Origin of the sequence: Pseudomonas sp. QD4 (genome assembly GCF_049199125.1) — a bacterium.
Taxonomy (GTDB): Bacteria; Pseudomonadota; Gammaproteobacteria; order Pseudomonadales; family Pseudomonadaceae; genus Aquipseudomonas.
On record NZ_JBLZOM010000003.1, the window covers coordinates 154,324 to 177,509 of the forward strand.

Annotated in this window: 19 protein-coding genes; 3 read left to right on the top strand and 16 right to left on the bottom strand. The window is 57.4% G+C overall.

The window, feature by feature from the left end:
- Position 1: 1 nt before the first annotated feature.
- Both kdpA and kdpF read right to left on the bottom strand, forming a co-directional pair.
- Positions 2 to 1,711 carry a potassium-transporting ATPase subunit KdpA gene (gene kdpA / locus ACOZJV_RS20940; RefSeq protein WP_020299655.1) on the bottom strand — a complete coding sequence of 570 codons (1,710 nt, stop codon included), beginning with the start codon at positions 1,709 to 1,711 and terminating at the stop codon, positions 2 to 4.
- 8 nt (positions 1,712 to 1,719) lie between these two features.
- Positions 1,720 to 1,809 (bottom strand): K(+)-transporting ATPase subunit F, encoded by a 90-nt coding sequence (kdpF, locus tag ACOZJV_RS20945; protein ID WP_007899818.1) that lies wholly within the window; start codon positions 1,807 to 1,809, stop codon positions 1,720 to 1,722.
- A gap of 346 nt (positions 1,810 to 2,155) precedes the next feature.
- On the opposite strand from kdpF, the gene eat reads away from it, so the two are divergent.
- Both eat and ACOZJV_RS20955 read left to right on the top strand, forming a co-directional pair.
- A complete protein-coding gene (gene eat / locus ACOZJV_RS20950) occupies positions 2,156 to 3,520 on the top strand; it encodes an ethanolamine permease (protein ID WP_421548395.1) in 1,365 nt (454 codons plus the stop codon).
- Positions 3,521 to 3,651: 131 nt separating this feature from the next.
- On the top strand, positions 3,652 to 3,819 hold the full coding sequence (locus ACOZJV_RS20955) for a DUF2897 family protein (RefSeq protein WP_421548396.1): 168 nt from the start codon (positions 3,652 to 3,654) through the stop codon (positions 3,817 to 3,819).
- A gap of 45 nt (positions 3,820 to 3,864) precedes the next feature.
- On the opposite strand, the gene ACOZJV_RS20960 is transcribed toward ACOZJV_RS20955, so the two are convergent.
- A complete protein-coding gene (locus ACOZJV_RS20960; RefSeq protein WP_078470698.1) occupies positions 3,865 to 4,713 on the bottom strand; it encodes an urea carboxylase-associated family protein in 849 nt (282 codons plus the stop codon).
- A gap of 18 nt (positions 4,714 to 4,731) precedes the next feature.
- Complete coding sequence (locus tag ACOZJV_RS20965) at positions 4,732 to 5,382, bottom strand: GntR family transcriptional regulator (protein WP_421548397.1); 651 nt, start codon at positions 5,380 to 5,382, stop codon at positions 4,732 to 4,734.
- A 182-nt stretch (positions 5,383 to 5,564) separates the two neighbouring features.
- Between ACOZJV_RS20965 and ACOZJV_RS20970 the strand changes: the two genes are divergently transcribed.
- Entirely contained in the window at positions 5,565 to 6,134 is a 570-nt protein-coding gene (locus tag ACOZJV_RS20970; RefSeq protein ID WP_078470700.1) for a TetR/AcrR family transcriptional regulator, read from the top strand.
- A 155-nt stretch (positions 6,135 to 6,289) separates the two neighbouring features.
- Here ACOZJV_RS20970 and ACOZJV_RS20975 read toward each other — a convergent pair whose 3' ends face one another.
- The 12 genes from ACOZJV_RS20975 to gyrA all read right to left on the bottom strand — a co-directional run bounded on the left by ACOZJV_RS20975 (position 6,290) and on the right by gyrA (position 22,942).
- Positions 6,290 to 6,625: a ComEA family DNA-binding protein gene (locus tag ACOZJV_RS20975; RefSeq protein WP_078470701.1), complete on the bottom strand. Its 336-nt coding sequence runs from the start codon at positions 6,623 to 6,625 to the stop codon at positions 6,290 to 6,292.
- Positions 6,626 to 6,738: 113 nt separating this feature from the next.
- Positions 6,739 to 8,733, bottom strand: a complete 1,995-nt coding sequence (locus ACOZJV_RS20980; RefSeq protein ID WP_421548398.1) for a polysaccharide biosynthesis protein — start codon at positions 8,731 to 8,733, stop codon at positions 6,739 to 6,741.
- Positions 8,734 to 8,837: 104 nt separating this feature from the next.
- A complete protein-coding gene (locus ACOZJV_RS20985) occupies positions 8,838 to 9,857 on the bottom strand; it encodes an MraY family glycosyltransferase (protein ID WP_421548399.1) in 1,020 nt (339 codons plus the stop codon).
- A gap of 1,397 nt (positions 9,858 to 11,254) precedes the next feature.
- The gene (gene ihfB, locus ACOZJV_RS20990; protein ID WP_020299643.1) at positions 11,255 to 11,551 is read right to left on the bottom strand and encodes an integration host factor subunit beta; all 297 of its coding nucleotides are present in this window, start codon (positions 11,549 to 11,551) and stop codon (positions 11,255 to 11,257) included.
- 145 nt (positions 11,552 to 11,696) lie between these two features.
- Complete coding sequence (locus ACOZJV_RS20995; RefSeq protein ID WP_078470705.1) at positions 11,697 to 11,978, bottom strand: hypothetical protein; 282 nt, start codon at positions 11,976 to 11,978, stop codon at positions 11,697 to 11,699.
- 190 nt (positions 11,979 to 12,168) lie between these two features.
- Complete coding sequence (gene rpsA / locus ACOZJV_RS21000) at positions 12,169 to 13,863, bottom strand: 30S ribosomal protein S1 (RefSeq protein WP_020299641.1); 1,695 nt, start codon at positions 13,861 to 13,863, stop codon at positions 12,169 to 12,171.
- Between the two features lie 120 nt (positions 13,864 to 13,983).
- On the bottom strand, positions 13,984 to 14,673 hold the full coding sequence (cmk, locus tag ACOZJV_RS21005; RefSeq protein WP_020299640.1) for a (d)CMP kinase: 690 nt from the start codon (positions 14,671 to 14,673) through the stop codon (positions 13,984 to 13,986).
- Positions 14,670 to 16,877 (bottom strand): bifunctional prephenate dehydrogenase/3-phosphoshikimate 1-carboxyvinyltransferase, encoded by a 2,208-nt coding sequence (locus tag ACOZJV_RS21010; protein WP_421548588.1) that lies wholly within the window; start codon positions 16,875 to 16,877, stop codon positions 14,670 to 14,672. Before ACOZJV_RS21010 ends, cmk begins: the two co-directional genes overlap by 4 nt.
- A gap of 28 nt (positions 16,878 to 16,905) precedes the next feature.
- Entirely contained in the window at positions 16,906 to 18,018 is a 1,113-nt protein-coding gene (hisC, locus tag ACOZJV_RS21015; RefSeq protein ID WP_078470707.1) for a histidinol-phosphate transaminase, read from the bottom strand.
- Between the two features lie 10 nt (positions 18,019 to 18,028).
- On the bottom strand, positions 18,029 to 19,123 hold the full coding sequence (gene pheA, locus ACOZJV_RS21020; protein WP_007899727.1) for a prephenate dehydratase: 1,095 nt from the start codon (positions 19,121 to 19,123) through the stop codon (positions 18,029 to 18,031).
- The gene (gene serC, locus ACOZJV_RS21025) at positions 19,123 to 20,208 is read right to left on the bottom strand and encodes a 3-phosphoserine/phosphohydroxythreonine transaminase (protein ID WP_421548400.1); all 1,086 of its coding nucleotides are present in this window, start codon (positions 20,206 to 20,208) and stop codon (positions 19,123 to 19,125) included. The genes pheA and serC overlap by 1 nt, the downstream gene beginning before the upstream one ends.
- A 64-nt stretch (positions 20,209 to 20,272) precedes the next feature.
- Positions 20,273 to 22,942, bottom strand: a complete 2,670-nt coding sequence (gene gyrA, locus ACOZJV_RS21030) for a DNA gyrase subunit A (protein WP_020299636.1) — start codon at positions 22,940 to 22,942, stop codon at positions 20,273 to 20,275.
- Positions 22,943 to 23,186: the final 244 nt, after the last annotated feature.

A 23,186-nucleotide genomic window follows, 5' to 3' on the forward strand; every position in this document is an offset into this window, starting at 1 on the left:
CTCAGCCCTTGAACCCAAGGGCAGCCATGCTCAGGTGTTCGGCAATAGGCCCCAGTGCCAGGGTTGGCAGGAACGTCAGGCCACCCACCAGCAAAATGGTCACCGTCAGCAGCGTGACGAACAGCGGGCCATGGGTCGGGAAACTGTTCTGGCCAATCGGCGCGGTCTTCTTCATCGCCAGGCTACCGGCCAGGGCCAGTACCGGCAGGATGTAGCCGAAGCGCCCGATCAACATGCCCAGGCCCAGCATCAGGTTGTGGAAGGCAGTGTTGGCGCTGAAGCCGGCGAAGGCCGAGCCGTTGTTGGCACTGGCCGAGGTGTAGGCATAGAGCAACTGGCTGAAACCATGGGGCCCGGGGTTGCTGATGGCCGATGCGGGCACCGGCAGGCTGGCGGCAACCGCCCCCAGCACCAGCACACCGATCGGCATCACCATCAGGGTCACCACCAGCAATTGCACTTCCTTGGCCTGTAGTTTCTTGCCCAGGTATTCCGGGGTTCGCCCGATCATCAGCCCGGCCAGGAACACCGCGATCAACACGTTGAGCAACATCCCGTAAAGACCGGCTCCCACGCCGCCGAAAATCACTTCGCCAACCATCATGTTGATCAGCGCCACCATCCCGCTCAGGGGGTTGAGGCTGTCATGCATGCCGTTGACCGAACCGTTGGACGCCGCGGTGGTGGTCACCGACCAGAGCACGGTGGCGGTCGTACCGAAACGCGCTTCCTTGCCTTCCAGCGGCGCGGTCTGCTCCACCGCCACATTGTTCAGCGCAGGGTTGGGTTGGTATTCAGCCCACAGCGAGGTGGCGCCGCCAATCAGGAACAACGCCAGCATGCAGGCGATGATGGCCCGGCTCTGCCGCAGATCCTTGACGTAATGACCAAACGTAAACACCAGGGCCACCGGGATCAGGATGATCGAGCCCAACTCGAACAGGTTGCTCCAGGCGCTCGGGTTTTCGAATGGGTGGGCCGAGTTGGCGCCAAAGAAGCCACCGCCGTTGGTCCCCAGTTGCTTGATGGCGATCTGGCTGGCCGCCGGGCCCAGGGGGATCACCTGATCGGCGCCCTGCATCGTCAGGGCATTCACATAGTGAGCGAAGGTCTGAGGCACGCCCTGCCACACCAGGAACAGCGCCAGCAGCAGGCACAACGGCAGCAAGCCATAGAGCGTTGCGCGGGTCATGTCGACCCAGAAGTTACCCAGGGTTTGCGCCGAGCGACGACCGATGCCACGGCACAAGGCAACCAGCACGGCCAGGCCGGTGGCGGCGCTGACGAAGTTCTGCACGGTCAGGCCTGCCATCTGGCTCAGGTAGCTCAGGGAGGCTTCGCCGCTGTAACTCTGCCAGTTAGTGTTGGTCATGAAGCTGATGGCGGTGTTGAACGCCAACGTCCACTCCTGGCCCGGCAGGTTCTGCGGATTGAGCGGAAGGTGGTCCTGGAACAGCAGGATCGCGAACAGCAGGACAAAGCCCGCCAGGTTGAAAGCGAGCAACGCCAGGGTGTACTTCTGCCAGCTCTGCTCGGTCTGTGGATCAACCCCGGAAAGGCGATAGCAGACCCGCTCCACCGGCCCCAGCACCGGTGTCAACCAGGTGCGCTGGCCTTCCATTACCTTGTAGTAGAACCGTCCCAGCAACGGCGCCGGTAGCAGCACCAGGGCGAAAAAAGCCAGGATCAGCCCGTAGTCATAACTGTGCATAGCTGCTCCTAGTTCCGATCCGCGCGCAACAGCGCAACCAGTAGATAAATGAACAGCCCCACTGCCAACAGCAGTGACACCCCGTCCAGAACGCTCATGGAATTTCTCCGAGTTACGGCGATTGCCGCGTGTAGGGGCATTGTCCGCAGGCAGCCTGTAAAGGAACGAGATCGACGCGGTGGGCCAGGCATAAAGAAAGCGTAAAGAGTGGCTTTGCATGCCCTTTACGCCGGTCTGCCAGGGGCCGATCACCATTGGCCACGCCAACAGCGGCGCCCCGATGCAAGGCACGCGGGCGCCCCATTTCGAACGCTTTCAGGGGTGAAAAAGGGCTAAACATCCTCGATACGACAGCTTTCACAGCTTTGCGACGTACTGGCCAAGACTGGCATGGCCGGTGCAGCCCTCCCCCCTGAGCACTTCAAACCGTTCAGGGAGCATGCGATGAACACACAACTCAAGCCCACCTTGGGCACGCTGCACTTATGGGGTATTGCGGTCGGCCTGGTGATTTCCGGGGAGTACTTCGGCTGGAGTTATGGCTGGGGCGTGGCCGGGACCCTGGGGTTTCTGCTGACCTCACTGATGGTCGCGACCATGTACACCTGCTTCATATTCAGCTTCACCGAGCTGACCACCGCGATTCCCCATGCCGGCGGGCCCTTTGCCTACAGCCGTCGGGCCTTTGGTGAAAAGGGCGGGCTGATTGCGGGTCTGGCGACCTTGATCGAGTTCGTCTTCGCCCCGCCGGCCATCGCCCTGGCGATTGGCGCCTACCTGAACGTGCAGTTTCCCGCCCTCGACCCAAAACACGCCGCAGTCGGCGCCTACCTGGTGTTCATGGGGCTGAATATTCTCGGGGTGAAACTGGCCGCCACCTTCGAACTGGTGGTGTGCGTGCTGGCGGTGGCCGAACTGCTGGTGTTCATGGGCGTGGTCGCGCCGGCGTTCAGCTTCAGCAACTTCGCCCTCAATGGCTGGGCCGGTTCGGACACCTTCGGCGCGCCGGCGATTGCCGGGATGTTCGCGGCCATTCCATTCGCCATTTGGTTCTTCCTCGCCATCGAAGGTGCAGCCATGGCCGCCGAAGAAGCCAAGGACCCGAAACGCACCATTCCCAAGGCCTACATCAGCGGCATCCTGACCCTGGTGCTACTGGCCATGGGCGTGATGTTCTTTGCCGGCGGCGTGGGTGACTGGCGCACCTTGTCGAACATTAATGACCCGCTGCCCCAGGCAATGAAGACCGTGGTCGGCGAAAGCTCGGGATGGCTGCATATGTTGGTGTGGATCGGCCTGTTCGGCCTGGTGGCGAGCTTCCACGGCATCATCCTTGGCTACTCGCGGCAATTCTTCGCCCTCGCCCGCGCCGGCTACCTGCCCAAATCGCTGTCGAGACTGTCACGTTTCCAGACCCCGCACCGTGCCATCATCGCGGGCGGCCTGATCGGTATCGCCGCCATCTACAGTGACGGCCTGATCAACCTGGGCGGCATGACGCTGACGGCGGCAATGATCACCATGGCGGTGTTCGGAGCGATTGTGATGTACATCATGAGCATGCTCAGCCTGTTCAAGCTGCGCAAAACCGAGCCCAACCTGGAACGTACTTTCCGTGCCCCGGGCTACCCGCTGGTACCCGCCATCGCCCTGGCACTGGCGGTGGTTTGCCTGGTGGCCATGGCCTGGTTCAACACCCTGATCGGGCTGATCTTTCTCGGTTTCATGGCGGCCGGCTTCATCTACTTCCAGCTCACCGCGCAACTGCGCGCCGAGGCTCCAGCGGACGCGATGCTCACCGGGCTCTGACAACGGAGCGGACGCATGCCCGCCTGATCAGGCATACAATGGAACCACTGCGAAACGCTTTAACTCAAAGTGGTACAGGCAGGCTCGCAGGCGAACCCTTCGCCCACCGGCCTGCCATCAAGGAGAGCCCTATGCCCTGGTATGCCTGGTTGATTCTGGTGGTTGCTATAGGTTCGATCGTCGGCGGCTTGATGATGCTGCGCGACACCGCCGACAAGGTGGGACTGACCGATGAGCAACGTAAACGCGTCGCCGAGCGCAACGCACAAATGGATGCCAAGGAAGCGCAAGACCGTTAAACCTCAAGCCCCTTCCCTGATCAGGAAGGGGCTTTTCAATGGCCGCTATTCCCAATCGGCCCTGGCCAGTTGCAGACCATGCTGCCCCTTATAGGCCGCACGTTCGGGTTGGCTCCAACCCTCGAGCAACGATTCCTCCAGCTGATAAATCTCCACCCCCAACGGTCGGCAGACGCTCAACGGATCCTGGGCATCCGGCCCCCACATCGGCAACGACAGATCGCCGCCGGGACAGGTCGACAACGCACACAGCACGTCGATCTCGGCGAAGAACTCCAGGTAGTCGCCCTTCTGCGCCGGACAGGCCTTCATGAAATACAGGTCGTCATGGTTGAGCCCGGTGCACTGAAAGATATTCAACACATCGTGCACATCGAACTCGGTCAGGCCATGGGGCAGCACGGCGCGGGTCAGATTGGAGTGGCAATGGTGATGGAAGTCCTCGCCGGTCAGCATCCGGTTGACGTAGGGGTCGCAGCGCGTGCCCAGCAGGTCATGCACCCGGCCACCATGCTCATCGATGCCGTAGCTGGCCAGACTGTCATCGGTGATGGTGACCAACGGCCGCAGAAACGGGAGATTCGACCAGAGCCGGTCATGGGTGCTGACGTGGGCACCCTGCAATTGCCGGGTTCGCGCCGCCCACAACCGCTCCCGAGGGTCATTGGCATTCCAGACATTGAAGTCGCCAACCTGAGGCCCCACCGGGGTGGTCACCCGAAACACATGCCCGGCGGGTACTTTCCAGGCACGCCCGGTGCGGATCGGAACCTCGAACTGCTCGATCAGCCGGCGCTTGTCGGGTGTATCGCGGATCCGCTCATAAAACGCCGTGTCTACCTGCAAAGCAGAGCCTTTGCTCACCTGATAAGCGGCTGGATAGTCCTTGTACATGGTTGAAGCCCTCGCGGGTTAACGGGAAGCCTGATTGAGAATGTCGAGCAGCAAACGCTCGGAGTCGTCCAGATACCCTTCCATGGCCACACCCGCCTGGTACCTGTCGCCTTCGGCCAGCAAGTCATGGATATGCCGGTCCCGCGTCAGCCAGGGGGCCTGGAAATGCTGCTCGTCCGGGGCGGCACAAAACACCAGTCGCATCTGTGCCACAACGTTGGTGAAGAACTCGTCGAACAACCGACTGCCCATCAACCCCACAACATGCTGGTGGAAACCCAGGCTATGGGTGCCTACCGAGCGCCAGTCTTCACGCTCCCATGCCAACTGCGCGGCCTCAATGGATTCGAGCATGCGATCGGACTGGTAGTCGCGCAAAGGCCGGCTATTGGCGATGGCCTGCAACTCCAGCGTCCGGCGCACCTGGAACAGATCACGTACTTCTTCCGTGCCCAAGCGCCGGACCATGACCCCCTTGTTGCGCACATAACGGGTCAAGCCTTCCTGCCCAAGCTGATGCAAGGCTTCGCGGATGGTATTGCGCGAAGCGTTGTAAGCCGCCACCAGCTCGCTTTCGATCAACGCCATCCCGGGCAGCAGGCGCCCACCGATAATATCGTCACGCAATTCGAGCCTGATCTGATCGGCCAGTGACACACCTGCACTCATGGGGCGCCTCGACATTGTTCAACAATCACTGAACAACAGATAACCACTAATCGTGCCAACTACCCACATCCCGTCAGCAACGGACTGACTCCGCCGACAGCTGGCCGTCGGGACTTTGAAGTACAGTCACCATCTGATTAACCTTGGTTAAGATGGCGCCTCAGTTTGTGGAGATTTCTAAGATGCGGTACTCACCAGACCACAAAGCCCAGACCCACCAGCGCATCATCAAAGAGGCTTCGCAGCGCTTCCGACGTGACGGTATCGGCGCCACCGGACTGCAACCGCTGATGAAAGCCTTAGGCCTGACCCACGGAGGCTTCTACTCGCATTTCGCGTCCAAGGACGAACTGGTCGAGAAAGCCCTGCAAGCCTCGGCTGCAGAGCTCGACGAGCATTGCGCCCAGCTGTTTAGCGAGCAGCGACCGCTGCACGCCTTTATCGACAACTACCTTTCCGAATGGCATCAAAGCTCCCCTCACCAAGGGTGCCCCCTGCCGACCATGTCCGCAGAACTGGGCTTGCGCGGCCAGCCAAGCCCCACCACCGATGCCATCCTCAAGGCCCGACTTGAGCAAGTGCAAAACGCCTTGCTGGGTACAGAGCAGGCTAACGATCAAAGCCTGCTGATCATGTCGACCTTGGTGGGTGCCCTGGTACTGTCGCGCAGTGTGCAAAGCACCGAGCTAGCTCGACGTATACTGGATGTCGCGCGTGAGCAACTGAAGCAGACGCCACCGTCATCGAGCTGAACAGGCTTGCGTAAAGCACTTGGGAATCTTGGCCGCAGCCACATTGCGCAGCGCCGCCTCGCAACGTTCAGCTCACAATAAAAGCCTGCCTACACTCACCAAAACCAACGCAAAAAAAAGCCGGTCAATGACCGGCTTCAGACGTTAGATCAGCTTCAATTGACCTCGAGTTTCTCGCGGTTCTTTTCCAGCAACACCTTGCCGATCCCTTTGACTTCCAGCAATTCATCCACCGATGTGAACGGGCCATTGCTTTCGCGATAAGCGATGATGGCCTTCGCTTTGGTTTCACCGACACCGAAAAGCTCACGCTGCAATGCTGCTACATCAGCGGTATTCAAATCGAGCTTGGTTACCGCGACCGTTGCGGGAGCTGAAGCAACGATCGGAGCTTCAGTTTGCGATTTGGCGACAGGAGCAGCGTTGACGACAGTCGCCGCCACGCCGGCCAGCAATGCAAAGATCAACGAAGAAAAGTAAGGGTTACGCATTGAGTGACTCTCCATGACATCGATTAGGAAAAGCAGCTTTTCCGAAGCTGCCTTCCAAACCTAGGTGATGTGCCGGGCAAGTCAAAAGTGGGTGAGTTACAGCTTATGTAGGTCTAGGGTTTGAGGCGCCGCTGCTGATAAATCCAATCAACAATCTCCCCGTCCGGGGTATAGCCGCTGACCGTCTCGCGCAGCAATTGGCGAACCCGGGCGTAGTCATCCAGCTCAACAGCAGCAAGCAGTTCGGTCAGCCGGACCTTCAATACATCCCAAGGCAAATGGTCTTCGTTGGCACTCATGATCATGGGGTGATCGGTCGCAGCAACGTTGTCGCCAATCAGCAACTCTTCGTAAAGCTTTTCACCCGGACGCAGACCTGTGAACTCGATGGCGATATCACCATGCGGGTTCTTGTCCGAACGCACGCTCAGGCCCGAAAGGTGAATCATCTTCTCCGCCAACTCGACGATCTTGACCGGCTCCCCCATATCCAGCACGAAAACATCACCGCCCTGCCCCATGGAGCCGGCCTGAATCACCAATTGAGCCGCTTCAGGGATGGTCATGAAGTAACGGGTGATCTTGGGATGGGTGACCGTTAGCGGGCCGCCAGATTTGATCTGCTTATGGAACAACGGAATGACTGAACCGGAAGATCCCAGCACATTGCCGAAGCGAACCATGGTGAAGCGGGTTTTATTGACTCGAGAAATATTCGACTCATCGCCCAGAAAAACGGGAGCCAGTTCACGACTCAACGCCTGCAGAGTCAATTCGGCAAGACGCTTGGTACTGCCCATGACATTGGTCGGGCGAACAGCCTTATCTGTAGAGATAAGTACAAAGTTTGCGACACCTGCCTGCAAAGCGGCCTGAGCCGTATTCAGTGTGCCGATGACGTTATTCAGGACACCTTCGGCAATGTTGTGCTCGACCATCGGCACATGCTTGTACGCCGCGGCGTGGTAGACCGTATCGACCTTCCAGGTTGTCATCACATCTAACAACTTCGCCTGATTACGGGCCGAGCCTAAAATGGGTAGCAACTTGACCGGCAATGATTCGCGCGCGATGCGCTGCTCCAACTCTGACAGAATGCTGTAAAGATTGAATTCGCTATGGTCGAACAGCAGCAGCGTCGTTGGCTCGGCCGAAAGTATCTGCCTGCAAAGTTCAGAGCCGATAGACCCACCCGCTCCCGTCACCAGAACAATTCGCCCTTTGATACAACGGGCAAGCAGCTCCTCCTGCGCGGGCACTGCATCACGCCCCAGCAAGTCAGCAATATCCACCTCTTGAATGTCATCGACCTTTACCCGACCACTGGCAAGGTCCATAAAACCGGGAACACTGCGCACGTGCAGTGGGTACTTCTCCAGGAAACCCAATATTTCCCGACGACGACTGCGGCTTGATGAAGGGATAGCCAGGAGCACTTCGATCGCCCCTGTATCATCAATCATCTGTTTGATGTGTTTTGGTTTATAGACCTGCAACCCGGAGATCACCCGATCGGCGATGCTGCTGTCATCATCGATAAAGGCCACGGGACGCATAAGCTTACCCATGCGCAATGCAGCAACAAGCTGGTTACCAGCAGCGCCGGCTCCATAGATGGCAACTTTGGGCAGCCCATCATCGCGATTAGTAAAAGGAACATGCTGTGCTGCGGTAAACCAGTCACCGATAAAGTACTGGCGCATCACCAGACGTAATCCACCTACCAGAACCATGCTCAACCACCAATAGTTGAACACGATGGAGCGAGGGACGACCGTTTGATGATTACTGTACAAGTACACAACCAGGGCCAGTATCAACGCAGATAAACTGACTGCTTTGACAATGGCGATCAGCGCATCGTTACCAAAGTAACGCATCACCGCGCGATACATTCCAAACCTGACAAAAAGCGGAATTGCCACCACCGGCGCGCTCAAAAATAGCCAGAGATGAACGACAAAGGGATTGTTCAGATCATCGAACCCCAGCCTCACAACAAACGCCATCCACAAGGCGATCCACACCAACACAATGTCGGTGGCCACCTGAAGGAAGCGCTTTTGTCGGCGCGGAAGGCTCAATAGATATGTTCGTATTTTATCCATAACCTCTGTTACTACCTCAATCCCTAGGCTTGATAACCATGGTGTATTGATTTATTTGGTCAGCAAGCCAATACGTGCTCCACGCTAACCCATGCAGATGTGCATCAGCTTTTTTGTTCCAGCTCTCCAGCATGGAATCTGAGTGCCAGGAAAATCAAAGGCAGATAAGCCAGCGCAACACCAATAATACCATCCAGCCCAAGAAGACCGACGCCAAGCGCTATTGGCAGCAACCAGAACAGATTAATAAACACGACTGCAAGCGTGACCGGCAGATGTCGCCCAAACTGTCGGGAAGCGAATTGATATCCATGGCTACGGTGCGCTTCATAAACCTTGTCCCCTCGCAGCAGACGCCGGATCAAGGTGAAAGTAGCGTCAACGATGAATACGCCCAGCAGGATCAGCCACACCCATAAAAATTTTGGCGAGTCCCACGCAGCTTGCAGAGACAGGACGCCAAGGATAATGCCCAGAAAACCACTGCCCGCATCCCCCATGAAAATGCGTGCCGGTGGGAAATTCCAGTAGAGGAATCCGAGCACAGCCATCGCCAGTAACAATGGCGACCAAATCAAATGCTCATTGCCAGTAAACCAATAGATCAGGCAAGCTCCCAGGCACGTACAAATAGCCTCAACACTGGCGATACCATCAATTCCATCCATGAAGTTGTAGAGATTGAGCAACCAGACCAGATAAAAAGCAGCCAGGGCGTGGCCCAGCCAACCAAGGCTGATGTCAGCCCCAAAAATTTTGATAGTCGGCAGCCCACCCAACCAGAGCAATGCCCACGCCGCGGCAAGGAAATGCGCCAATAATCGCCAGCGGGCGGCGATATGCCCGTGATCATCCAGAAACCCAACAATTGCTATCAGTCCTCCAGCTCCCGTCAGTGCCCATACAACATGCAATGGCATCTCAACTGCTACCGCCAGAAACGGCAAAGTGAGAAGGAAACTAAGGACAATTGCCACCCCGCCCCCGCGCGGCGTTGGTACCGTATGAGAGCTACGCCCATTAGGTATATCCATAAGGCTGCGCGCCAATGCGTATCGACGCAGTACCCATGTGAGCAAAAGCGAGGCAAGTGCCACCCCCGCAAAAAAGTACCAAATTGCCATTTACGATTCAGTTCCTGAAACCATATGAGAGTTCATCAGCGGACAGATCCAAGGCGCTAACATCCGGATGAGAATAACTGCGCTCGTTGGACCGCCTGCGGATTACTTACGCTGTTCAATAAAATGCTGAGCGGTGACGCGCAGTGCAGCATCAACACTCAGGGGAGGAGTCCAGCCTAATAACTCGTGGAGTGTACTAAAATAAACGTTAAGCGATCCACATAAGCGGTGGGAATGAGCCTTTAGCCTGAGCATAGCCACCGAGTCAAGCATACGACGGGACACAGGGTGTAGCAGTGCCATAGAGCCGAGCGACTCTGCCCATACTACGCGGTAACCCGAGAATAGACAGATGCGCATCGTCACTGATCAAAAAGGCCTGATTGGTGGATGCACAATGTTTGATAGAGATCACGACCAAATCAATCAGGTTTATAGCTACGCCAGAGCCATAGTATTACGCTCTCACTTCAAATAGCACCCTCTCCTCGCCAAACCAACTTATTCTATTAATAGATCAGAATTTCACATATAAGATGTATGTCACGAACAATGACAACCCACATTACCGCATATCTGTTTTTTCCATCTTTCTGCTCGCCTACAACTTGGGAGCACCATGGAAATCCGAGAATAAAAATGCAGCATCATCGAATAAGGAGAGCCTGAAATCATTTATTTTCCGTTGAACTTGATCGAGCTAAAAAGCAATCGACAATACTCGCGAAGCTCGTCAAGCCAGCTTAAGCAAGCCTTCAACATTCCTCGATTGAGAATCATAACCCTCTTACTTGATATCTGACCAAGACAAAAACTCGAGCCGCAGCATGACTAAAGGTATTTCTAGCCATCTCACCAAGCAGCAGACACATAGATATCGGAATTTTCAGTGTGATAGGTGGCTTATGGGAAGTACCAATAGAATCCAATAACGCAACGATAAACTAATTTTTCTGGGAACGTACGACCCACAAGACTGGACATCTTGCTCAAAAGAAACAGACTAATTTTACATATTAGCCCTGCAATACTAACCGACTCAAACACCCTTAAAAAGCCACTACAAAATTCAACTTAACATTAAGATGGAGAAAAATGGCTAAAATTTAAAAGAACCGATCTTTAATAAAAAATAAAAAACATACCCTCCATAATTAATATTCGAACTACCGTACAACTCTACAAGCGCACCACGCAAGAAAACTAAAAAAACAATAAAACGGTTATCTACTGACAAACCATAAAAAGCACATCATGAACGCCCAGATGTTTCTTAACAAAACATCAACACACTTGAACATCAATAAAACCACACTAATATATCGAGCACCAACATCTTCGTAAAAAACAAAAACAACCAAGCCTAGAAACCTCAGCTTTTGCTCCTTATATACATATTAAAAACCCTCTTCCTCTTCTTCATTCACTCGATCTCGCAGTTCTTTACCCGGCTTGAAATGCGGCACGAATTTACCGTCGAGGCTTACCGACTGCCCTGTCTTCGGGTTGCGACCCACTCGCGGCGCACGGTAGTGCAGTGAAAAGCTACCAAATCCCCGAATCTCGATCCGGTCGCCGGTAGCCAGGCATTGGGACATTTGCTCAAGCATAGTCTTGATGGCCAGCTCGACATCCTTGGATGACAGCAGCCCTTGATGGGTGACAATTCGTTCAATCAACTCCGACTTCGTCATATTTTTCCCTTCTTTTTCAAGCAGCTAGGTCAGTGCTCAGAAGGTTTTAGCATGCTCTGAGGATTTTGAACAGCCCGTGTATTGACTTATCTGCTGGACCACAATTGCATCGCATCTAGCGCCCCCTTCAGCACCTCAGAGCCACTTACCTACACATGACCAGCATTGTCCGGGTAACGTAGCCAGCGGGGTTCCAGCCGAAGGGATAATCGCCCTCCTCGTCCTTCGCGTCGCTGGACTTGGTTATGACCTTATACCCACCGGCTTTGCACTCCTTAGCCGCGCGCTTGTAACATTTATCCCAATCCGAGCCCAAGCCCGAGCAATCAATTTCAATTCCACTGACGCCACGTATCGCATGGGTCTTGGCGCTGGTAGTACATCCAGCAAGAAGGAGCACGGCGACAATAACTGCGAGTCTGTTCATTCCCTTCCTTATGCAGCATAGGCTGCGATGCTGACACCCTTTCAACCCAAGCCTAGCTCCTGATGAGCAAGCTCGTTGCTTGTAAGAAGAGACAACTCACTGCATATGTTGGTTTCAGAAGGGTTTAACTCAAATTCAAGGCACAAAAAAGGGCGACCGAAGTCGCCCTTTTTCTATGGTCTTACAGAACTTAGTTCTGTTTTTCCATTTGTGCACGCAGCAGGTCGCCCAGAGTGGTAGGACCAGCAGCGATGTCCGAAGCAGCTGGCTTGTCGCGCAGGCTTTGGATTGCTTCTTTCTCGTCTTCAACGTCTTTCGACTTGATCGAGAGCTGGATTACGCGGCTCTTGCGGTCAACGCTGATGATCTTGGCTTCAACTTCTTCGCCTTCTTTCAGAACGTTACGTGCATCTTCGATGCGGTCACGGCTGATTTCGGAGGCTTTCAGAGTAGCTTCGATGTCGTTGGCCAGGGTGATGATGGCGCCTTTGGCGTCAACTTCTTTTACAACACCCTTAACGATTGCGCCTTTATCGTTCTCTTGAACGTACTCGGAGAACGGATCGCTTTCCAGTTGCTTGATGCCCAGGGAGATACGCTCACGCTCTGGGTCAACCGACAGGATAACGGTGTCCAGCTCGTCGCCCTTCTTGAAGCGGCGTACGGCTTCTTCGCCCACTTCGTTCCAAGAGATGTCGGACAGGTGAACCAGGCCGTCGATGCCGCCGTCCAGACCAATGAAGATACCGAAATCGGTGATCGACTTGATGGTGCCGGAGATTTTATCGCCCTTGTTGAACTGGCCAGAGAAATCTTCCCATGGGTTAGATTTGCACTGTTTGATACCGAGGGAGATACGACGACGCTCTTCGTCGATGTCCAGAACCATAACTTCCACTTCGTCGCCGACTTGTACGACTTTCGAAGGGTGGATGTTCTTGTTGGTCCAGTCCATTTCGGAAACGTGTACCAGGCCTTCAACGCCTTCTTCCAGCTCAGCGAAGCAGCCGTAGTCGGTCAGGTTGGTTACACGCGCGGTAACGCGAGTGCTTTCTGGGTAACGAGCTTTGATAGCGACCCATGGATCTTCGCCCAGCTGCTTCAAGCCCAGGGAGACACGGTTACGTTCACGATCGTACTTCAGAACCTTGACATCGATCTCGTCGCCAACGTTGACGATTTCGGAAGGATGCTTGATACGCTTCCAAGCCATGTCGGTGATGTGCAGCAGGCCATCAACGCCACCCAGATCGACGAATGCGCCGTAATCGGTGAGGTTTTTAACGATACCTTTGACTTGCTGGCCTTCCTGCAGGGATTCCAGCAGAGCTTCACGCTCGGCGGAGTTCTCGGCTTCGAGGACGCTGCGACGGGAAACGACAACGTTGTTGCGCTTCTGGTCCAGCTTGATGACCTTGAATTCCAGCTCTTTGCCTTCCAGGTGCGTGGTGTCGCGCACTGGACGGACGTCAACCAGAGAACCTGGCAGGAACGCACGGATGCCGTTAACGTCGACAGTGAAGCCGCCTTTAACCTTACCGTTGATAACGCCCTTGACCACTTCTTCGGCTGCGAAGGCTGCTTCCAGAACAATCCAGCATTCAGCGCGCTTGGCTTTTTCACGGGACAGCTTGGTTTCACCAAAGCCATCTTCAACCGAGTCCAGCGCAACGTGAACTTCGTCACCGACGTTGATAGTCAGGTCGCCAGCGTCGTTGTAGAACTGCTCAAGCGGGATGAGTGCTTCAGACTTCAGGCCAGCGTGAACGGTTACCCAACGAGCTTGGTAATCGATATCAACGATAACACCGGTGATGATGGAGCCTGCCTGAAGGTTCAGGGTTTTTAGGCTTTCTTCAAAGAGTTCCGCAAAGCTTTCGCTCATTTTAATTCCTGTTGATAAGGGCGAAGAATACGCCCATCTGCCACATCCCAGACGATGTGGGTTACGTTCATATAAAAGAAAGACCGCGGGACTATGACTGGTTCCCCACGCTCTTCTTGGTCACCCGGCGATGTCGCGAATGGCGATCTCGCTCAGAATGCGTTCCAGCACCTGCTCGATGGACAACTCCGTGGAATCCAGCTGTATGGCGTCAGCCGCCGGTTTAAGCGGGGCTACCGCTCGCTGGGTGTCGCGCTCATCGCGCGCACGAATCTCATCTAGCAGACTCGACAGACTAACACCATCTACTTTTCCCTTCAACTGCAGGTAACGGCGACGTGCACGCTCCTCGGCACTGGCAGTGAGGAAAATCTTCAACGGCGCCTCTGGAAAAACCACCGTACCCATGTCACGACCGTCAGCCACGAGGCCCGGCGGCTCCTGGAAGGCCCGCTGGCGCTGCAACAGCGCATCACGCACCGCGGGCAATGCGGCTACCTGGGAAGCCCAGGCGCCCACCTGCTCATTGCGCAGATCATCAGTGACATCGTCACCTTCGAGAATGATGCGCTGCGGATGCCCTTCAGTCGCACCAAGGAACTGCACATCGAGATGAGCCGCGAGCAATTTCAGCGACTCTTCGTTGGTCAGGTCGACGCCATGGTTGCGTGCGGCAAATGCCAGCAACCGGTACAAGGCCCCGGAGTCCAGCAGGCACCAGCCCAGACGTTTGGCCAGAATCCCGGCGATGGTGCCCTTGCCAGAACCGCTAGGCCCATCGATGGTGATTACAGGTGCCTTGATGTTCACGACTGAGCCTCTTGCGCTACGCGAATACCGACCTGCGCGCACAGCGCGAGGAAGTTGGGGAAAGAAGTCGCCACGTTCGCGCAATCATGAATGCGGATCGGAGCATTGGCACGCAGCGAAGCCACGCTGAAAGCCATCGCAATCCGGTGATCACCGTGACCATGCACTTCACCGCCGCCAATCTGGCCGCCATCGATGATGATGCCGTCCGCCGTAGGCTCGCACTTGACGCCCAGCGCCAGCAGGCCGTCGGCCATGACCTGGATACGATCAGACTCCTTGACCCGCAGCTCTTCAGCACCACGCAGCACGGTACGCCCTTCGGCGCAGGCCGCAGCGACAAACAGCACCGGGAACTCGTCAATGGCCAAGGGCACCAACTCTTCAGGAATCTCGATACCTTTGAGTTTAGCTGCCCGTACGCGCAGGTCTGCCACAGGTTCGCCACCGACTTCACGCTGGTTTTCCAGGGTGATATCCGCCCCCATCAGGCGCAGGATGTCGATCACGCCGGTGCGGGTCGGGTTAATACCGACATGCTCCAGCACCAACTCCGAACCCTCGGCGATCGACGCAGCCACCAGGAAGAACGCCGACGACGAGATATCGCCTGGCACTTCAATGTGCGTAGCAGTCAGTTTGTGGCCCGACTCAACCGAAGCAGTCGCACCGTCGACGCTGACCGGGTAGCCGAAACCGCGCAGCATACGCTCGGTATGGTCACGGGTCGGCGCAGGCTCGGTCACGGTAGTTTTGCCTTCGGCGTAAAGCCCCGCCAGCAGCAGGCAGGACTTAACCTGGGCACTGGCCATCGGCATGGTGTACGTCAGGCCCTTGAGCTTGCTGCCACCGCGAATGACCATCGGCGGACGACCTTCGGCAGCCGTTTCGATGACAGCGCCCATTTCCCGCAACGGGTTGGCCACGCGATTCATCGGACGCTTGGACAGCGACGCATCACCCGTCAGGGTGCTGTCGAAGTTCTGCGCCGCCAGGAGGCCGGACAGCAGGCGCATTGAGGTACCGGAGTTGCCCAGGTAGATAGGACCTGGGGCGGGCTTCAAGCCATGCAGGCCAACGCCGTGAATGGTTACGCGGCCGTGGTGCGGACCTTCTATCACCACGCCCATGTCGCGGAACGCCTGCAAGGTTGCCAGCGCGTCTTCGCCTTCGAGGAAACCTTCGACCTCGGTTACGCCTTCAGCCAGCGAGCCGAGCATGATCGAGCGGTGAGAAATCGACTTGTCACCCGGTACACGAATCCGCCCATTCAGGCGGCCACCAGGATTTGCCAGGAAAATCAGATCGTTGGAGTTCATAGCGTCCACATAGGCCCGGCGGGCCAGGATTTTACTGAAATGCTCGCGGGCAACCCGGGCGCGAGTGAATACGCCCAACAATTGGTGCCCATCCCCTGCATCGACCGCGTCGCGCAGGGCGTCGAGGTCGTTGCGAAATGTATCGAGTGTGCGCAGTACCGCTTCGCGATTGGCGAGGAAGATGTCGTGCCACATGACCGGGTCGCTGCCGGCGATTCTCGTGAAATCGCGGAAACCGCCCGCAGCGTAACGGAAGATGTCCAGATTTTCACTGCGCTTGGCCAACGAGTCGACCAGGCCGAATGCCAGCAGGTGGGGCAAATGACTGGTCGCCGCCAACACTTCATCGTGGCGCTCGACCTGCATATGCTCGACATCCGCTCCCAGCTCGCGCCATAACCGATCGACCAGCCTCAACGCCTCGGGGTCGGTCTGCTCCAGCGGAGTCAGAATTACTTTATGTCGACGAAACAGCTGGGCATTGGACGCCTCGACGCCGCTCTGCTCGGAACCGGCAATCGGGTGCCCCGGCACGAAGCGCGGCGGCATGCCACCAAAGGCCTCGGTTGCAGCGCGTACCACATTACCCTTGGCGCTGCCGACATCCGTCAGGATCGCCTGCCCCAGGTCCATACCAGCCAAGAGCGCCAGGAGCTTTTCCATGGCCAGGATCGGTACTGCCAGCTGGATCACATCAGCACCCTGGCAGGCCACGGCGAGGTCTTCTTCGCAGCGGTCCACCACGCCCAACTCGACTGCCAACTTGCGCGACTGAGGATCCAGATCGACCCCTACCACCTCGCGACACACCCCGCTTTCACGCAGGCCCTTGGCAAAAGAGCCACCAATCAGCCCCAGACCGACCACCACCAGGCGACCGATCATAGGCACAGCAGATTGCATTGGAATGACATCAACCACGAGCCAGAACCTTGGACAACGCCTCGAGGAAGCGACTGTTTTCAGCCGGCAGACCGACGGTAATACGCAGGTGGTTTGGCATACCGTAATTGGCCACCGGACGCACAATCACACCCTCGCGCAGCAACCCCTGGAATACCGGAGCAGCCACCCTTCCCAGGTCAACGGCAATGAAGTTGCCCTTCGAAGGAATCCACGACAGTCCCAGCTCGCGAAAGCCCGCCTCCAGCTGCTGCATGCCAGCCTCATTCAGGCGACGGCTTTCAGCCAGGTATTCCTCGTCCTGCAACGCCGCACAGGCAGCAGCCAACGCCAGACTGTTGACGTTGAACGGCTGGCGAACCCGGTTCAGCACATCGGCCACCACCGGCGTCGACAAGCCATAACCCACACGCAACGACGCCAGGCCATAGGCCTTGGAGAAGGTCCGCGAAACCAGCAGATTCGGGTAGGCCGCCAGGAAATCCAGGCCGTCGGGCAAGTCGCTGCCTTCGGCGTACTCGATATAAGCCTCGTCCAGCACCACCAGCACATGCCCTGGCACATCCTGCAGGAACTCGTCCAACGCCTCGGCGCTGAACCAGGTACCGGTCGGGTTGTTCGGATTGGCGATAAACACCACCCGGGTATTGGCGTCGATTGCCTGGAGCATTGCAGGCAGGTCATGCCCCCAATCCTTGGCCGGAACCACGTGCGCCTGTGCGCCCACGGCCTGGGTGACAATCGGATAGACGGCAAAGGCATGGGCGCTGAATACGGCATTCAAGCCCGGAGCCAGGTAAGCACGAGCGACCAACTCCAGAATGTCGTTGGAACCGTTGCCCAGGGTGACCTGGCTCAGCTCGACAGCGCAACGCTCGGCCAACAGGGTCTTGAGGGCAAAACCATTGCCATCGGGATAACGTGTCAGCTCTGCCAGCTCGTCACGGATCGCCGCCAGCGCTTTGGGACTGGCACCCAGCGGGTTTTCGTTACTTGCCAGCTTGACGATTTTTGCCGGATCGATGTCCAGCTCACGCGCCAGTTCGTCCACGGGTTTGCCCGGAACGTAAGGCGAAAGTTGTTGCACGCCCGGCTGTGCCAGAGCGAGGAAGTCGCCACTCATTGTTAAAGCCTCAGAGAACCGCTTTCGGGTAGGAACCCAGCACCTTGAGTGCCACTGCTTCCTGACTGATCTTCTCCAGCACACCTTTGACCAATGGGTCGCGGTGATGGCCGACGAAGTCGATAAAGAACACATAGGTCCACTTGCCACTGCGCGAAGGTCGGGTTTCGATTCGCGTCAGGTCGATGCCGTTATCGTGGAATGGCACCAGCAGCTCATGCAGCGCGCCCGGCTTGTTGCTCATGGAGACGATGATCGAGGTCTTGTCGTCGCCAGTCGGCGGCACTTCCTGGCTGCCGATCATCAGGAACCGCGTGGAGTTGTCCGGGCGGTCCTCGATTTTCTCGGCCAGGCGAGTCAGGCCATACAAACCTGCTGCCATATCGCCGGCAATTGCCGCCGAGTTCCACTCACCCTTGACCCGCTTCGCGGCCTCGGCATTGCTCGAGACGGCGACACGCTCCACATTCGGGTAGTGCGCGTCCAGCCACTTGCGGCACTGGGCCAGGGATTGGGCATGGGAGTAGATGCGGCTGATGCTGTCAGTCTTGGTGTTTTCACCAACCAGCAAATGGTGGTGAATCCGCAACTCGACTTCGCCACAGATGACCATGTCGTGCTCAAGGAAGCTGTCGAGGGTGTGGTTGACCGCGCCCTCGGTGGAGTTTTCCACCGGGACCACGCCAAAATTCACCGCTCCGGCTGCCACTTCGCGGAACACTTCATCGATCGCTGCCATTGGCTTGCTGATCACGGCGTGACCGAAATGCTTCATCGCCGCGGCCTGGGTGAAGGTGCCTTCAGGGCCGAGGTAGGCCACTTTCAACGGCTGCTCGAGCGCCAGGCACGACGACATGATTTCGCGAAACAAGCGCGCCATCTCTTCGTTGCCCAGCGGCCCCTGGTTACGCTCCATCACCCGCTTGAGCACCTGAGCTTCACGCTCAGGACGATAGAACACTGGCACTTCGCCTTCGGCCAGGGAGGCCATCTTGACGCGCGCGACTTCCTGGGCGCAGCGCGCACGCTCACTGATCAGTTCCAGGACCTTTTCGTCCAAGGCATCAATGCGCAGGCGCAGTGCCTTGAGTTCTTGCTCAGACATTAACCGTGTTCCTTCTCGAACTCTGCCATGAAGGCCACCAGCGCATTGACTGCGGTGATGTCGACGGCGTTGTAGATGGAGGCGCGCATGCCGCCAACCGAGCGGTGACCCTTGAGGTTCAACAGGCCACGCGCTTCGGCACCGGCCAGGAACGGCTTGTCCAGGCGATCGTCAGCCAGACGGAACGGCACGTTCATCCACGAGCGGTCGGACTTGTTGATCGGATTGCTGTACAAGCCGCTGGCGTCGATGAAGTCATACAGCGTGCGCTGCTTCACTTCATTGAGCTTGCCGATGGCCTCCACGCCGCCTTGCTCCTTGAGCCACTCAAACACCAGCCCGGACAGATACCAGGCCAGGGTCGGCGGGGTGTTGTACATCGAGCCGTTGTCCGCCGCGACCTTGTAGTCGAGCATGGTCGGGCACAGGGAGCGGGCACGCCCCAGCAGGTCTTCACGGATGATGTTGACCAGGATCCCGCTAGGTCCGATGTTTTTCTGCGCGCCGGCGTAGATCATGCCGAAACGGGAGATATCCACAGGGCGCGACAGGATGTCCGAAGACATGTCAGCCACCAGCGGAACGTCGCCGGTTTCCGGGATCCAGTTGAATTCCAGGCCACCGATGGTTTCGTTCGGTGCGTAGTGAACGTAGGCCGCGTCTTTCGACAGCTGCCATTCGTTTTGGCCGGGAATGGCGAAATAGTCGTAGGGCTTGGCGGTGGCAGCCACATTGACGTGGCCGTAGCGCGAGGCTTCTTCAATGGCTTTCTGCGACCAGATACCGGTATCGATATAGTCGGCCGAGCCGTTTTCCGGCAACAGGTTCAGGGGGATCTGAGCAAATTGCTGGCTGGCGCCGCCCTGCAGAAACAGCACTTTGTAGTTCGAGGGGATATCCAGCAGGTCACGCAGATCCTGCTCAGCCTTGGTGGCAATGGACACGAACTCATCGCTGCGATGGCTCATCTCCATGACCGACAGACCCTTGCCATGCCAATCCAGCAACTCGGCCTGGGCACGCGACAGGACAGCTTCAGGTAGCGCAGCGGGACCCGCGCAGAAGTTATAGGCTCGTTTGCTCACATCCACTCTCGCTATGCATTCACGGTAGCGGACAGAGCAAACACTCTGCCCTGCTACGATTTATTTAGTCTTGCGACTCTTCTTCGCCTGCGGCGTCAGCCTGCCGGCCCTCGGTTGCGTCATCCGGATCGGTGCCCGCGTCCAGCACGGTCCCTTCGAACTCTTCGCCCTCTTCGCCTTCCAGCTCGTCACCCTCGACTTCAGACGGCTCCTGCACCCGCTCCAGGCCGACCAACGTTTCATCGCTGGCCAGCTTGATCAGGGTCACGCCCTGGGTGTTACGACCCAGGCTCGACACTTCGTCGACCCGTGTACGCACCAGGGTGCCCTGGTCGGAAATCAGCATGATTTCCTCACCATCCAGCACCTGGACCGCACCGACCAGACGGCCGTTACGATCATTGCTGACCATGGCGATAACGCCCTGGCCGCCACGTTTGTACTCAGGGAACTCGGTGATCGCCGTGCGCTTGCCATAACCACGTGCGGATGCGGTCAGGATCTGGCTGCCCTCTTCCGGAATCAGCATGGAAATCAGCTTCTGGCCTTCCGGCAGACGCATGCCGCGCACACCGCGAGCGGTACGGCCCATAGCGCGAACGTCGGATTCCTTGAAGCGAGTGACCTTGCCGCCGTCGGAGAACAACATGACTTCACGCTCGCCATCGGTGATCGCGGCAGAAATCAGCACGTCGCCTTCGTCCAGCTCCAGCGCGATCAGGCCGACACTGCGTTGACGGCTGAAGGATTCCAGCGGGGTCTTCTTCACGGTGCCGCCAGCGGTGGCCATGAAGATGAAGTGACCTTCGGTGTATTCCTCGACCGGCAGCATGGTGGTGATGTACTCACCCTCATCCAGCGGCAACAGGTTGACCAGCGGACGACCACGGGCCGCACGCGATGCTTCAGGGATTTCGTAAGTCTTGAGCCAGTACACCTTGCCCTTGCTGGAGAACAGCAGCAGCGTGGTGTGGCTGTTGGCTACCAGCAGGTGAGCAATGTAGTCCTCATCCTTGACGCCAGTGGCCGATTTGCCTTTCCCGCCACGACGCTGGGCCTGGTACGCAGCCAATGGCTGGGTCTTGGCATAGCCGCCGTGGGAGATGGTCACCACGCGCTCTTCTTCCGGGATCATGTCACCCAGGGTCAGGTCGAGACGGGCATCGAGAATCTCGGTACGGCGCACATCGCCGTATTCGGCACGGATCACTTCCAGCTCTTCGCGGATCACTTCCATCAGGCGCGTAGCGCTGTTGAGGATGCGGATCAGCTCGCCGATCTGGTTGAGGATTTCTTGATACTCAGCCAGCAGTTTTTCGTGTTCCAGGCCGGTCAGGCGGTGCAGACGCAGCTCCAGAATGGCTTGCGCCTGCTCTGGCGACAGGAAGTACTTGCCTTCGCGCAGGCCGTACTGCGGGTCCAGGGTCTCTGGACGGCAGGAATCGGCACCGGCACGCTCGACCATTGCCACCACCGCGGAGGACTCCCAGGCAGTGCTGATCAGCGCTTCCTTGGCTTCCGACGGGGTTGGCGAGGCCTTGATCAGGGCAATGACCGGGTCGATGTTCGACAGGGCAACCGCTTGACCTTCAAGAATGTGGCCGCGTTCGCGCGCTTTACGCAGCTCGAACACAGTACGGCGGGTGACGACTTCGCGACGGTGACGAACGAAGGCTTCCAGCAGATCCTTGAGGTTGAGGATCCGTGGGCGGCCATCGATCAGGGCCACGATGTTGATACCGAACACCGCTTGCAGTTGGGTCTGGGCGTAGAGGTTATTGAGGATCACCTCAGGCACTTCGCCGCGACGCAGCTCGATCACCACGCGCATCCCGTCTTTGTCGGACTCGTCGCGCAGCTCGGTGATGCCTTCGAGCTTCTTCTCTTTAACCAGCTCGGCGATCTTCTCGATCAGACGCGCCTTGTTCAACTGGTATGGGAGCTCGGTAATGACGATCTGCTGGCGGCCACCGACCTTGTCGATATCTTCGATCATCGAGCGGGCGCGCATGTAAATGCGGCCACGACCGGTGCGATAGGCTTCGATGATGCCGGCACGACCGTTGATGATCGCGGCGGTCGGGAAGTCCGGGCCCGGGATGTATTGCATCAGCTCGTCGACCGTCAACTCAGGGTTGTCGATCAGCGCCAGGCAACCGTCGATGACTTCACCGAGGTTGTGCGGCGGAATGTTGGTCGCCATGCCCACGGCGATGCCGCTGGAACCGTTGACCAGCAGGTTGGGAATACGGGTCGGCATGACCGCCGGGATCATTTCGGTGCCGTCGTAGTTCGGCACCCAGTCCACGGTTTCTTTATGCAGGTCGGCCAGCAGCTCATGTGCCAGCTTGGTCATGCGCACTTCGGTGTATCGCATGGCCGCAGCGTTATCGCCGTCGACCGAACCGAAGTTGCCCTGACCGTCTACCAACAGGTAGCGCAGCGAGAATGGCTGCGCCATCCGAACGATGGTGTCGTACACCGCGGTATCACCGTGAGGGTGATACTTACCGATCACGTCACCGACAACACGGGCAGATTTCTTGTACGGCTTGTTGAAGTCGTTGCCCAGCTCGCTCATCGCGAACAGCACACGCCGATGCACGGGCTTCAAGCCATCGCGCGCATCAGGCAGTGCCCGCCCGACAATTACGCTCATCGCGTAGTCGAGGTAGGACTGTTTCAGCTCGTCTTCGATATTGACCGGGAGGATTTCTTTGGCCAGTTCGCCCATGAGAAGCCTGATTCCTTTTTCTGGTGAAACCTCGTCACATCCATATGGGACGAACGAAGCTCGTCGCTGCAGGCTTAGCGCCTTGCACCGACTTACGACAAATCAACAAGTTATGCCATGGATTTGCGCAGTAAAGGCAACCACTTTGGGCCACCTTGGAAACCGCCGGATGTTATCACAATCGCCGCCACGCACCTATCCCCCAGATGCGCATGGTGCGTAGTTAGTTGACCGGTGACAGCCT

Coding starts and splice junctions, on each gene's coding strand:
- kdpA (WP_020299655.1), bottom strand. CDS start 1,711: ATGCACAGTTATGACTACGGGCTGATCCTGGCTTTTTTCGCCCTGGTG.
- kdpF (WP_007899818.1), bottom strand. CDS start 1,809: ATGAGCGTTCTGGACGGGGTGTCACTGCTGTTGGCAGTGGGGCTGTTC.
- eat (WP_421548395.1), top strand. CDS start 2,156: ATGAACACACAACTCAAGCCCACCTTGGGCACGCTGCACTTATGGGGT.
- ACOZJV_RS20955 (WP_421548396.1), top strand. CDS start 3,652: ATGCCCTGGTATGCCTGGTTGATTCTGGTGGTTGCTATAGGTTCGATC.
- ACOZJV_RS20960 (WP_078470698.1), bottom strand. CDS start 4,713: ATGTACAAGGACTATCCAGCCGCTTATCAGGTGAGCAAAGGCTCTGCT.
- ACOZJV_RS20965 (WP_421548397.1), bottom strand. CDS start 5,382: ATGAGTGCAGGTGTGTCACTGGCCGATCAGATCAGGCTCGAATTGCGT.
- ACOZJV_RS20970 (WP_078470700.1), top strand. CDS start 5,565: ATGCGGTACTCACCAGACCACAAAGCCCAGACCCACCAGCGCATCATC.
- ACOZJV_RS20975 (WP_078470701.1), bottom strand. CDS start 6,625: ATGCGTAACCCTTACTTTTCTTCGTTGATCTTTGCATTGCTGGCCGGC.
- ACOZJV_RS20980 (WP_421548398.1), bottom strand. CDS start 8,733: ATGGATAAAATACGAACATATCTATTGAGCCTTCCGCGCCGACAAAAG.
- ACOZJV_RS20985 (WP_421548399.1), bottom strand. CDS start 9,857: ATGGCAATTTGGTACTTTTTTGCGGGGGTGGCACTTGCCTCGCTTTTG.
- ihfB (WP_020299643.1), bottom strand. CDS start 11,551: ATGACGAAGTCGGAGTTGATTGAACGAATTGTCACCCATCAAGGGCTG.
- ACOZJV_RS20995 (WP_078470705.1), bottom strand. CDS start 11,978: ATGAACAGACTCGCAGTTATTGTCGCCGTGCTCCTTCTTGCTGGATGT.
- rpsA (WP_020299641.1), bottom strand. CDS start 13,863: ATGAGCGAAAGCTTTGCGGAACTCTTTGAAGAAAGCCTAAAAACCCTG.
- ACOZJV_RS21010 (WP_421548588.1), bottom strand. CDS start 16,877: ATGATCGGTCGCCTGGTGGTGGTCGGTCTGGGGCTGATTGGTGGCTCT.
- hisC (WP_078470707.1), bottom strand. CDS start 18,018: ATGAGTGGCGACTTCCTCGCTCTGGCACAGCCGGGCGTGCAACAACTT.
- pheA (WP_007899727.1), bottom strand. CDS start 19,123: ATGTCTGAGCAAGAACTCAAGGCACTGCGCCTGCGCATTGATGCCTTG.
- gyrA (WP_020299636.1), bottom strand. CDS start 22,942: ATGGGCGAACTGGCCAAAGAAATCCTCCCGGTCAATATCGAAGACGAG.